Genomic DNA, 11,438 nt, shown 5'->3' with positions numbered 1-11,438 from the left:
TTGAAGCATCAAACACCCATTCAGGCGCTCAAGGCTTGGCGTGAAAAAAAGCCCGAGTTGTTCGTCAAAAAGGTCTATGAACACACGGGACTTGACAACTAGACTTCCTCCACTCAACCAAGTCAAGCTCATGAACCCACACTTCGAACCCGCTTCCGGGCTGCTTTCGCAATTGCCCCTGCTGCAGATCGGATTGGCCGGCGCAGTGGCTCATGTGCGCTTGAACCGCGCGGCCAAGCGCAACGCCATCAGCGACGAACTGATCGTGCAGTTGCAAACGGCATTCGTCAATCTCCCGACAGACATCCGGGCCGTGGTGTTGAGCGGAGATGGGGATCATTTCTGCGCAGGGCTGGACTTGTCGGAACTGGTCGAGCGCGACGTGGCCGAAGGGGTGTTGCATTCGCGCATGTGGCACGCGGCTTTCGAGGCGATCCAGTTCGGACGTGTGCCGGTCATCGCGGTGCTGCAAGGCGCCGTCGTGGGCGGCGGGCTCGAACTCGCGTCGGCCTGCCACATCCGCGTGGCCGAAGCCTCGGCCTACTTCGGCCTGCCCGAGGGCCAGCGCGGTTTGTTCGTGGGCGGTGGCGGCTCGGCCCGCATCCCCCGCCTGATGGGCGTGGCGCGCATGACCGACATGATGCTGACAGGGCGCCTCTACAGCGCTGAAGAAGGCGAGCGCGCCGGATTGGCGCAGTACCTCGTGGCCGACGGCGCAGGGCTTGCGAAAGCCATCGAACTCGCGAATCGCCTGGCCGGCAATGCACCGCTGTCAAACTTCGCAGTCATGCATGCACTGCCCCGCATTTCCGATCAGTCGCAATCTGAAGGGCTGTTCACCGAATCGCTGATGTCGGCAGTGGCGGAAAGCACAACCGACGCCAAGGACCGGATGCGCGCCTTTCTCGAAAAGCGCACAGGCAAAGTGACCCGCGGATGAGCGCAGCAAAGTACCGCGACATCCGCGTCGGCGGTTGTCTGTCGGCGACGCTTGAGGAACGTGCGCACGGTGTGCGCGTTCTGCGACCGACGCAGGCTTTGCAGGCGTATCCGCCGCGCCTGACTGACCGGCTCGAACACTGGGCGCACGAAGCACCCGACCGCATCTTCGTCGCGAAGCGCGAGAAAGGCGGCGATTGGCGGACCATCACCTACGCGCAGATGCTCGATCGCGCAAAGGCCGTCGGCCAGGCCTTGGTGCAACGCGATCTGGGCGTGGACCGGCCCATCGTGATTCTTTCCGACAACGACCTCGAACATCTCACGCTGACGCTTGCGGCGATGTGGGTCGGCGTCCCCTGCACACCGATTTCTTCCGCGTATTCACTGCTGTCGCAAGACCACGCCAAGCTGCGCCACATCGTCGCAACAGTGTCGCCCGGACTCATCTTCGCGTCGGGTGCGGCATATGAACGCGCCATTGATGCGGTCGCCGGCAAGGATGTCGGCATAGTGCTGACTGAAGGCTCACTGCAGGGACATGAAGTCACGCTCTTCGACGAACTGCTTCATACCCGCTGCGGCCCCGGAGCCGCCGCGGCCCACGCCAAGGTCGGCCCAGACACCATCGTCAAGTTCCTCTTCACGTCCGGTTCCACCAAGCAGCCCAAGGGTGTGGTCAACACGCACCGCATGCTTTGCTCGAACCTGCAGATGATCAGGCAGACCTTCGCCTTCCTGGAGGACGAGCCTCCGGTACTCGTCGACTGGCTGCCATGGAACCACACCTTCGGCGGCAACCACAACGTCGGCATCACGCTCTACAACGGCGGCACGCTCTACATTGACGAAGGCAGGCCGACGGCTGCCGGCATCGGCGAGACCTTGCGCAACCTGCGCGAGATCTCGCCGACCATCTACTTCAACGTTCCCAGGGGCTTCGAGGAAATCGCCTCGGCGATGGACCATGACACCGCAGTGCGCGAATCCCTTTTCAAGCGCGTCAAGGCCTTCATGTTCTCGGGCGCCGGCCTGTCGCAGGCGGTGTGGGACAAGCTCGATGCGCACGGCGAGCGCACCGTCGGCGAACGCGTGCGAATGATGACCGGCCTGGGCATGACCTAGACCGCGCCGTCGTGCACCTTCGCCGTCGGCATTGATGTTCGCTCGGGTCACATCGGCCTTCCATGCCCCGGTGTCGAGGTGAAGCTTGTGCCACTGGGTGGCAAGACTGAGATTCGCTTCAGGGGCCCGAACGTGATGCCGCACTACTGGCGCGCGCCGGAACAGACGGCGCAGGCCTTCGACGAGGAAGGCTTCTACCGCACAGGCGATGCGGCGAAGTTCGTTGACGAAGGCCAACCGCTGCGCGGATTGGTCTTCGACGGTCGCATTGCGGAGGACTTCAAGCTGTCGACCGGCACCTTCGTGAGCGTCGGCCCGCTGCGAGCAAAGATCATTCTCGAAGGCTCACCATGTGTTCAGGACGCCGTGGTGACAGGTTTGAATCGTGACGATGTCGGCATGCTCGTCCTTCCGCGCCTGGACGAATGCCGCAAGCTGGCTGGTTTGTCGAACGACGTAAGTGCCCCCGACGTGCTGGCGCACCCCGAGGTTCGCGCGTTCTTCCAGTCCCTGGTCGACAGACTCTGGGCCGCGGGAACGGGCAGCGCAAACCGCGTGGCGCGCGCGCTGCTGCTCGACGATCCGCTCTCCGTCGACAAGGGCGAGATCACCGACAAAGGTTCGATCAATCAGAGCGCGGTGTTGATGCACCGCGCTGCACTGGTCGATGCCTTGTATGAAGGTGCGCTGGGGGTGATCCTGCCGCATCGCCATTGAACGCAGGGATTGCCGCGTTTCATCCTCGACGAACCTGGAGACACAAGATCATGTTCAATCGAAGACAGTTCCTTGCAACAAGCGGCGCGGCCGTGACAGTCGGTGGGTGGCCGAGCCTCGTGTGGTCCCAGTCCATCGAGATGGCGCGCGTGTTCGTCGGCTTCCCGGCTGGGGGCACCACCGATGCGGTGTCGCGCCGCCTCGCCGACAAGTTTCGCGGCGGCTATGCGAAGAACTCATTGGTCGAGAACAAGGCCGGCGCCGGCGGCAGGCTCGCGGCAGATGCGGTGAAGGGTTCGCCCAACGACGGCTCGGTGATGCTGCTCACGCCAGCGTCCATCATCACGCTATACCCGCACATCTTCACCAGGCTCACCTACAAGATCGAGGACTTCACGCCGGTGTCCACCGCGTGCATCGCGGTATTCGGTTTCGCGGTGGGACCGGGAGTGCCAGAAACCGTGAGGAGCCTGAAGGACTACCTCGCGTGGGCCAAGGCCAACCCGTCCAGGGCGGTCTTCGGCTCGCCCGGTGCGGGCACGCCGCCTCACTTTCTCGGGGCCCTGCTTGCGAAGGGCAGCGGCGTGGAGTTGCGGCACGTTCCCTACCGCGGATCGGCGCCGGGCATCCAGGACCTGCTGGGCGGCCAAGTGGGCGCATTCTCGGGCCCCATCGGCGATTTCCTGCCGCACATCAAGTCGGGCAAGGTTCGCATGCTCGCCACTTCCGCACCGAAGCGCACCCCGATTGCGCCCCACGTGCCGACCTATTCGGAGCAAGGCTTCAAGAACATCGAGTTCGTCGAATGGTATGGCGTGTTCCTGCCGGGCAAGGCGAGCGCGGATGTCGTTCAGCGTGCAGCGCAGGCGGTGAAGGCAGCGACCACGTCACCTGACGTCGTGGAAGGCTTGGCGACGCTGGGCCTCGAAGCCTCGGCCAACACACCAGAAGAACTTGCACGTGCGGTGGCCATGGAAACCGCTGCGTGGGCGCCGGTCGTCAAGACCGTGGGGTTCACGCCGGAGAGCTGATCGCTGCTTTTCGCAGGCGTGACGGAACGAAGCGCGATTGGGCCTGCAGGCATGCTCGCCAGGCCCCGTGGTCAGATCTTCGCGTTAAGTTACATCGCTTCGGGTAATGCACTGTCGGACTTGTCATCCCATGCCATCCTTTGCACATGAACATCAAGTAGCAAGATGACATGTCATCCACAATTATTGGCAATTCGAACGTTGGTATCGTCAGGACGGGCGAAGGGGCGCCCATCGATCCGGCCAAGGGCACCAGGCCTCCCAATGCTGCGGGGCAGCCGCCGAGAACGGTAAACCTGACTCCCCGTGGTGACCAACCCAACGCACCGATGAGGCCGAGGTCGCCACTGCCATTCCGCGCGAATCTGAAGCACGTCCCGGCCACCCGGCCGCACGGCCAAGTGCGGGCACAGCCCACGGTACACCCGACACCCGCCAGACCCACGTGGCCTGCGCATCCCGCGCCGACCAAGCTTGCAGGGGCCGTGTACGGCATACCATGTCATCTCACGTGGACGGTATACCCGACACCCGCCGGACCCATGTGGCTTGCGCATCCCGCGCCGACCAGGCTTGCAGGGGCCGTGTACGGCATACCATGTCATCTCACGTGGACGGTACACCCGACACCCGCCGGACCCACGTGGCATGCGCATCTCGCGCCGACCATGCTTGCAGGGGCCGTGTACGGCATGCCATGGTGTCCCACGTGGACGGTACACCCGACACTCGCCAGACCCATGTGGCATGCGCATTCCGCGCCGGTCATGCCTGCAGGGGCCGTGTTCACACCATGGCATCCCACGGGGGCGGCACACCCGACACCCGCCAGACCCACGTGGCCTGCGTATCCCGCGCCCTGGATCAGGCCGACCATGCCGACCCTGCCTGCGCACATCGATCGCCTTTACAAGCAGCTGAAACTGAAGGTCACGCGCGATACCTTGCCCGCCTTCACCAATGCCCAGGTACTGGAGATAGCCAAGCTGGGATCGGGCGCCTTCAACACCGCCTTTGCCGTCAAGCTCAGGAAGCCGGACGGCAGTACATTCGACGGCGTCTTCAAGCCGCTTCTCAAGAAAGATCATGGCACGGTCGCCGCGGCGACCGGCATCCCGAAGGATGATCCGCAGATCGCAATGCGCAACATCGCGACTGTCTCCTACGCGAAGAAGCTCGGCCTTGACGTGATCGCGGACACGCGGCTGGCAGTGATTGACACCGGGGACGGCACTGGCCCCAAACTCGGCCTGATCATGGAGCGGGCCCGCGGCAAGCCGGCCGCCAAGACCGACGCAAGCGTACTGGCCCGTCCGGACGTTTGCGCGGAGGTGACCAAGCTCCAGTTGCTCGACCACCTGACGGGGCAAGGCGATCGCCATAAAAACAACTACTTCATCAACATCGAGCCGAACGGTCGCGCCAAAGTCATGGGCATCGACAACGACCAGTGCTTCGGCAAAAAGCTGCTCGACCCGGCCGGCATCCAGAAACTCCCCAACGATCTCGATCGTCACGTGTTCCGCGGCACGGGGCTGCCCCCGGTGGTCGATACCGAGATGGCGCGCGCGATCGATGCGCTCACGCCCGCAGACATCCGTTCGATGCTTGGAGACAAGTTGAGCGAAGACGAGATCCACGCGGCAATCGCTCGCCATCAAGGCGTCAAGAATCACATCGCCAAGCTGCGAGACCGCGGCCGGATCATTGCGCCTGAGCAATGGAGCCTTCCAGAAGTGCAGCGGCTCTTGAATGCGAAGAACAGCTACCTGGGACGCGAGCGCGACCGGGCGGTTGCCCCCGTGCCTGCTCCCCTACGCCGAGGCCAGCGCGCTGAAGACTGGCGAGATTTCCTCGACCTGATGGGCTGATCTGGCACGGCGATTCGAGTGCGACCGCCTACCGTTTCCACCCGTACCGGCGCAGTCGGTGGCATCGTTGCAGCAACACGGGCCGGGGTGGTTCGCGACGCGGCCTCTGACATTGGCGCCGTACGACTTCGATCACTTCCTGGCTGAGGTTGAGGCGCAGCCCGGACTGCCGGACTACGAGGTCGTCGGCTTCGATGGACACGGCAAGGCAGAAGGTCGAGGTCCATCAAGCCACGGCCGCAACACGCAGCCGTGGCCACGGTCAATCAAGACCTGTTGATGAGTTTGCTGGGTCGCAGCATCGCCGGCAAGCAACTGCAACGGAAGGAAAGAACACCTCGTGATGTTGGCCCCAAGCCCGATGCCCGCCGTACGTGAGCACCTCGCGCGTGGCAGAGATCATGGTCGGCATCGACTCGAGACCGTTGCGTTCCCCTACGATCCAACACTCATCTCGACTTCACCGCCATGAACATCCACCTCACCCTCACCCCCGTCATTTCCATCGTCGCTGGCCTCCTGGTCCTCTTTGTCCCAAAGCTGCTTCGCTTCATCGTCGCGCTGTACTTGATCATCGTCGGCTTGATTGGCCTCTTCGGCACCAGCTTCTTGCACCTGCGATAGAAAACCAGGGGGGGGCAACGGCATGGTCGCTTTCGATCATTGCGATTGCGGCGGAGTTTGAACAGGGCGTGTCGTTCTGCAATTTGACGGCAGAGAACCGACAAGACTGATCGACACGCGCCAAGTGTGATCAGGCGCGCGCCGATGCCTCGATAGCGCGTCGTCCTACACCGCTGCAACGTGAGCAGGTTCAAGCTGTATTGAATTGCGGCCTTGTGCTGCACATCGACAGAGGCATCACATGAAGCCCCATCGCCTGCTCCTCGAGGTCGCTCTGATGCTTGCCGGCTTGCCACTTGCAGCGACGGCTCAGTCCAGTGCATCGTCGCCGGCATCTGCAGCGTCGGCATCTCCGGCGGTCAAGCCCGGACCCCGGCAGGCGACACCCGCTGAATTGCGTGAGCAGGCATCTCCACCCGGAGAACTGCGCCCCGCAAATCCTGTCACGCCGCAAATCTCCATTCCGCTGCGACGCACGGAACCCATCCCATTGAAGCCACCGCCGCGCGTGGTACGACGCAGCAACGCTGCGTCGTCGACCAGCGGTGTTGATGACTCGGCAACTCGCTGCGAAGCCGAAGCAAGCGACCAGGCACGCCGAGCATGTCGCGACAAGCGAGCGCGCGAAGCCGGCGGTCGCACCAAGTGATCGGGCATGGACGCATCCACCACGCGCTGCCTCAGAATTCGACAGTTGCTGCTCGGCACCGCGCTCTGCTGCCCGCCGATGAGCCCCGCGATGGCGCAGAACGTTTCAGTCACCGGCGCCCCGGTGCTGCCCCCGCTCGAAAGTGCCGCGGCAACATCGATTTCCGACAAGACCAAACCAGACGCACCCGAATCTCGAAAGAGCTACACCATCCCCGCGCTCGAGATCCTCGGTTTCGACTTTCTCGTCAACCGCGCCAACAACCTTTTCGGCAGCAGCTCCGACTACAAGGTCACGCTATCGTCGATCCGGCGCAATCTGACGCACGCCTGGGTCGTGGACAACGATCCTTTCAAGATCAACCAGTTCATGCATCCCTACCAGGGAACGTTCTACCACGGCTTCGCACGTTCCACCGGGCACGACTATTGGACATCGATGGGCTACACCTTTGCCGGCAGCCTGCTGTGGGAGATCGCCGGCGAAACCACGCCGCCTTCGCGCAATGACCAGATCGCCAGCGGCATCGCCGGCAGCTTCCTTGGCGAGCCGTTGTACCGCATGTCCAACCTGATGCTCGAGCGTGGGCGCATGTCCCGTGGATGGCGCGATGTGGCTGCCGCTGCCATTCATCCGTCGGTGGGTTTCAACCGGCTCGTGTTCGGCGAGGAGTTCGGTGGCGTTTTCCAGAGCAACGATCCGGCCTACTACAGCCGCCTGCAACTTGGCGTCAGCGGACTTGCGAAGAATGACCCGGGTGCATCGACCACGTCCAAGCGAGGCGAACTGCTCATCGATTTCTCGATGGAATACGGTCTGCCCGGCAAGCCCGGCTATACCTATCGCCGGCCTTACGACTACTTCAGCTTCGAGGTCACTGGCTCGAGCGGCATCGGGTTCGAGAACCTCATGACCCGCGGGTTGTTGATCGGCCAGGACTACGAGTACGGCAACGACTATCGCGGTGTGTGGGGCCTCTATGGAAGCTACGACTATCTGGCACCGCAGGTGTACCGGGTGTCGAGCACCGCGGTGTCCGTTGGTACCACGGGGCAGTTGTGGCTCTCGCGCGAGAACGCGTTGCAGGGTACGGCGATGGCGGGTATAGGCTACGCCGGCGCGAGTACCTTGAAAGGCCTTGGAGAACGCGACTACCACTATGGCGTGGCGCCGCAGGCCATTCTGGCTTTGCGCTGGATCTACGGTGACCGTGCGTCGCTGGACGTCACCGCTCGCGAGTACTACGTGAGCCGCGTCGCAGGCGACCGGGCAGGCTACGACAACATCGTGCGCACCGATGCATCGCTCACCTGGCGCGTCCACGGCCAGCATGGCGTAGCGCTCAAATACCTCTTCAACCGACGCGATGCGTCATACCCCGACCTCGGCCGTCGCACGCAAACGCGCGGCACCCTGGGTCTGTACTACGTGCTGCTGGGGCAAGAGCGTTTCGGGGCAGTTGACTGGCGGCCGTGAGTCGGCCCAAGCGCCCGACGATGCGGAGCATCTTGCGTGCTCCGACCGGAATGCTACGACTGTGCTCGTCGCTGGTCATCAAGTCGCTGAAGCAGGGGTCTTCTTCAGCGGCGATATCGGCCTCACGAACGAATACGCGACCATCCGCGACCGGCTCGGACCTTTCGATCTGGCGGTGTTGAAGTCGGGGTTTTCCATGCCGCTTCACGCTACAGCGTGGCGGCAAATCACGGAGGCGACCGGCGCTTGAATAGCGTGTCGAACAGCTCAGCCGGGATGGTGTCGGGTTCCTCTTTCACGTCCAGCCCGTCACTGAGCTCGAAGGAGGACAGCAGCCAGCCTCGTTCATGCAAATTGGGGGGATCGACCGGCCTGCGAGGCAGCGCGTCCGGATCGACGTACTCACCGAAAGGAGCATTTGCGGTCACGCGCCAGACCCTCCTCTGGCGCGGTCTCGTCATGTTCATCCTGGCCATGTCCATCCCCAATTGCCGGCGGACTCCGGCATTCCACTTGACGGAGTTTCGACCTTCCAATGCTGCGGTGCAAGATGAATCGAACCCCCCTAAGTCGCAAATGGAAATACGACGAACTCGAGGTTGATTCACTCCTGATCGGACGATGGTCGCCTTGGAGCCGGCAGAAACCACGACATCGAGCGCATCAACAAGTTGGTCTGCGCGAGAACCTGCTTCTGCACTTGATCCACCGTCTGTTGGTAGACGTCGCGTTTGAGCTCGCCCTCGAAAGACTCCGTGGACAGCTTGCCATCAGCCAAGCGCGCCTGCTTTGATGTCACACGCGTCTTTCCGCCTTGCGACGAGACTTCAGTGAACGAGTACTGGAAGCTGAAGAATGGGCCGGCGATTGGCCTCGTGGTGACGATCTCGACGGGACCAGGCTCCGCATTCTTGGCGACCGCGCGGCGCGTCGATGCGATCGGGTATTTGCTCATGCAACATCTCCGAGAACCGATTCGAATCGATTCCAGGTGGGTGGCCGACGCGAATTCTCGAAAAATCCCATGCTGCCCACGCTGCTACGCTTTGCTGCCACAGACTCCTGGACGCCACCATGCTCGACAACGTCATCGACGGCCGCGCCGTCTTCCTTGGACACGGGCTGCTGGTGCAACGCGTGTTGCCCTTCGCCAAGCGGCGCATGGTCGGGCCCTTCATCTTTCTCGACCACGCGGGGCCGATGAAAATGGCGCCCGAGGACGCGCGCAAGGCCGACGTGCGGCCGCATCCTCACATCGGCTTGTCAACGGTGAGTTACCTGCTCGCAGGCGCCGTCACGCACCGCGACAGCCTGGGCGTTGAGCAGGTGATCCGCCCCGGCGACGTCAACTGGATGACGGCCGGCCGCGGCATCTCGCACTCTGAACGCTTCGAAGATCCGAATGCGTTTGCGGGGACGGGCCTGGAGTTGCTGCAATCGTGGGTCGCATTGCCCGAGACCGATGAAGAGACCGACCCGGCCTTCGACAATTACCCGATGCACGTGCTGCCTGAAGCGAATGAGGGCGGTGTCTGGATGCGCGCTATAGCGGGCGAGGCCTTTGGCTTGCGTAGCCCCGTGCGCACGCATTCGCCGCTCTTCTATCTGCACACCGTGCTCCAGGCCGGCGCCCGCATCGGCCTGCCCGGCCGTCACACCGAGCGCGCCGCCTACATCGTCAACGGCAGCGTCGAATTCGGCGGCGACATCTACCGCCCCGGACAGATGCTGGTGTTCACGCCCGGGAGTGATCCGACCTTGCTGGCCCTCGAGACATCGACCGTGATGCTGCTTGGCGGCGAACCTCTGGGTGAGCGCCACATCTTCTGGAATTTCGTGTCCTCGCGCAAAGAGCGCATCGAACAGGCCAAGGCCGATTGGAAGGCCGGCCGCATTGCCTTGCCGCCGCATGACAACGCGGAGTTCATTCCGCTGCCGTAGCCTGCATGCAATCAGGAGCCCACAAAGATGCGTGCGCCTTCGCCTTGAAGCCACCGCGGTAAGCTCGTGCGATTCTTTTCAGGATGCCCTATGCGATTTTTTCTTTTGATGCTCGTCAGCTTTGTCTCGTTTGCAGCCCGTGCCGAGTCAATAGGCTCGGTCGATACCGTGTTCAAGCTGATCGGCCCGGACCACAAGATCATCGTCGATGCCTACGATGATCCGAAGGTGGGTGGTGTGACTTGCTACGTGTCACGCGCCAAGACTGGCGGCATCTCAGGTGCGCTTGGCATTGCCGAAGACAAGGCTGAAGCGTCCATCGCGTGCAGACAGGTCGGGCTCATCTCGATCCCGAAGGCCTTGCCGCTGCAAGAGGAAGTGTTCAACGAGCGCCTGAGTCTCGTCTTCAAGAAGCTGCGCATCGTCCGCATGGTCGACAAGCAGCGCAACACGTTGGTGTATCTGACCTACTCCGACCGCCTGATCGAAGGTTCACCGAAGAACTCGGTGACGGCGGTGCCGGTGGATCGCGCGAACGTGATTCCGGTGCGCTAGTGTCGTGTTTTCACGGATGCTTGGATCGTCGAAATTGCCCAAGCGCATCCGCACGGCAAAGCCGTTCAGATCGAATACCACTTCCAGGCGCAGTTGCCGCAAAGGTTGAGTAGTCGAAGTTGTCGGCCCCTAACCCAAGCCAATGCCACGCCAGCACGGCTCATGCAGCGGAGTTGTCCGACTCGTCACATTCGACCACGTGAGCGGCGTGGTCCGAAACGCGGGAGAGGCGGTCGGTGGACACCAATTGCCGACCATCGATTTCAACGACGTACCGCGCCCCTGGAACGCTCAATGAGGGCGATGTCAGCACGTGGTCCATGCGTGTGCCCGAGACGTAGCTCCACGAACCGTCAGGCCTAGGCGGCCCCCAGCCGGCCTCGCGTAGAGCGGCGAGGTATCGGCCACCCGGGTACCGACGCACATTCGAATCGGCATTCAGGTCGCCAATCGCAAGCAAGCGCCATGCGTCACGTCCCCCTGACGTGATCGTTGAAGGAAGGAAACTTT

General features: G+C 62.7%; 11 protein-coding genes and 2 pseudogenes. 10 read left to right on the top strand and 3 right to left on the bottom strand.

Annotated elements, in window-relative coordinates:
* From AC30NL_RS06680 to AC30NL_RS06645, 8 genes and pseudogenes are all read left to right on the top strand, one after another.
* Window positions 1-102, top strand: a pseudogene (locus tag AC30NL_RS06680) (IS481 family transposase); the annotation flags it as partial.
* 28 nt (window positions 103-130) lie between these two features.
* Window positions 131-940: a crotonase/enoyl-CoA hydratase family protein gene (locus tag AC30NL_RS06675; RefSeq protein ID WP_489463229.1), complete on the top strand. Its 810-nt coding sequence runs from the start codon at window positions 131-133 to the stop codon at window positions 938-940.
* Window positions 937-2,781: pseudogene (locus AC30NL_RS06670) on the top strand (feruloyl-CoA synthase). Before AC30NL_RS06675 ends, AC30NL_RS06670 begins: the two are co-directional and overlap by 4 nt.
* Before the next feature lie 50 nt (window positions 2,782-2,831).
* Window positions 2,832-3,812, top strand: coding sequence for a Bug family tripartite tricarboxylate transporter substrate binding protein (locus AC30NL_RS06665; protein WP_489463228.1), 981 nt, complete (start codon window positions 2,832-2,834; stop codon window positions 3,810-3,812).
* A gap of 875 nt (window positions 3,813-4,687) precedes the next feature.
* Entirely contained in the window at window positions 4,688-5,683 is a 996-nt protein-coding gene (locus AC30NL_RS06660; protein ID WP_489463227.1) for a hypothetical protein, read from the top strand.
* A 468-nt stretch (window positions 5,684-6,151) separates the two neighbouring features.
* Window positions 6,152-6,307, top strand: coding sequence for a DUF3096 domain-containing protein (locus tag AC30NL_RS06655; protein WP_489463226.1), 156 nt, complete (start codon window positions 6,152-6,154; stop codon window positions 6,305-6,307).
* Between the two features lie 241 nt (window positions 6,308-6,548).
* Window positions 6,549-6,956, top strand: coding sequence for a hypothetical protein (locus tag AC30NL_RS06650; RefSeq protein ID WP_489463225.1), 408 nt, complete (start codon window positions 6,549-6,551; stop codon window positions 6,954-6,956).
* A gap of 6 nt (window positions 6,957-6,962) precedes the next feature.
* Window positions 6,963-8,432 (top strand): DUF3943 domain-containing protein, encoded by a 1,470-nt coding sequence (locus AC30NL_RS06645; RefSeq protein ID WP_489463224.1) that lies wholly within the window; start codon window positions 6,963-6,965, stop codon window positions 8,430-8,432.
* A gap of 227 nt (window positions 8,433-8,659) precedes the next feature.
* Here AC30NL_RS06645 and AC30NL_RS06640 read toward each other — a convergent pair whose 3' ends face one another.
* Together AC30NL_RS06640 and AC30NL_RS06635 are read right to left on the bottom strand one after the other, a co-directional pair.
* Window positions 8,660-8,860 carry a hypothetical protein gene (locus tag AC30NL_RS06640; protein ID WP_489463223.1) on the bottom strand — a complete coding sequence of 67 codons (201 nt, stop codon included), beginning with the start codon at window positions 8,858-8,860 and terminating at the stop codon, window positions 8,660-8,662.
* Window positions 8,861-9,036: 176 nt separating this feature from the next.
* Entirely contained in the window at window positions 9,037-9,387 is a 351-nt protein-coding gene (locus AC30NL_RS06635) for a hypothetical protein (RefSeq protein WP_489463222.1), read from the bottom strand.
* A gap of 119 nt (window positions 9,388-9,506) precedes the next feature.
* On the opposite strand from AC30NL_RS06635, the gene AC30NL_RS06630 reads away from it, so the two are divergent.
* Both AC30NL_RS06630 and AC30NL_RS06625 read left to right on the top strand, forming a co-directional pair.
* A complete protein-coding gene (locus tag AC30NL_RS06630) occupies window positions 9,507-10,373 on the top strand; it encodes a pirin family protein (protein ID WP_489463221.1) in 867 nt (288 codons plus the stop codon).
* 90 nt (window positions 10,374-10,463) lie between these two features.
* The gene (locus AC30NL_RS06625; protein WP_489463220.1) at window positions 10,464-10,928 is read left to right on the top strand and encodes a CreA family protein; all 465 of its coding nucleotides are present in this window, start codon (window positions 10,464-10,466) and stop codon (window positions 10,926-10,928) included.
* Between the two features lie 160 nt (window positions 10,929-11,088).
* Here AC30NL_RS06625 and AC30NL_RS06620 read toward each other — a convergent pair whose 3' ends face one another.
* Window positions 11,089-11,388, bottom strand: a complete 300-nt coding sequence (locus tag AC30NL_RS06620) for an endonuclease/exonuclease/phosphatase family protein (protein WP_489463219.1) — start codon at window positions 11,386-11,388, stop codon at window positions 11,089-11,091.
* Window positions 11,389-11,438: the final 50 nt, after the last annotated feature.

The sequence above is a fragment of the Rhizobacter sp. genome (assembly GCA_021153565.1).
GTDB lineage: Bacteria > Pseudomonadota > Gammaproteobacteria > Burkholderiales > Burkholderiaceae_C > Albitalea.
Note: the sequence above shows the minus strand (reverse complement) of the source record. Positions and strands in the feature narration are given on the sequence as shown.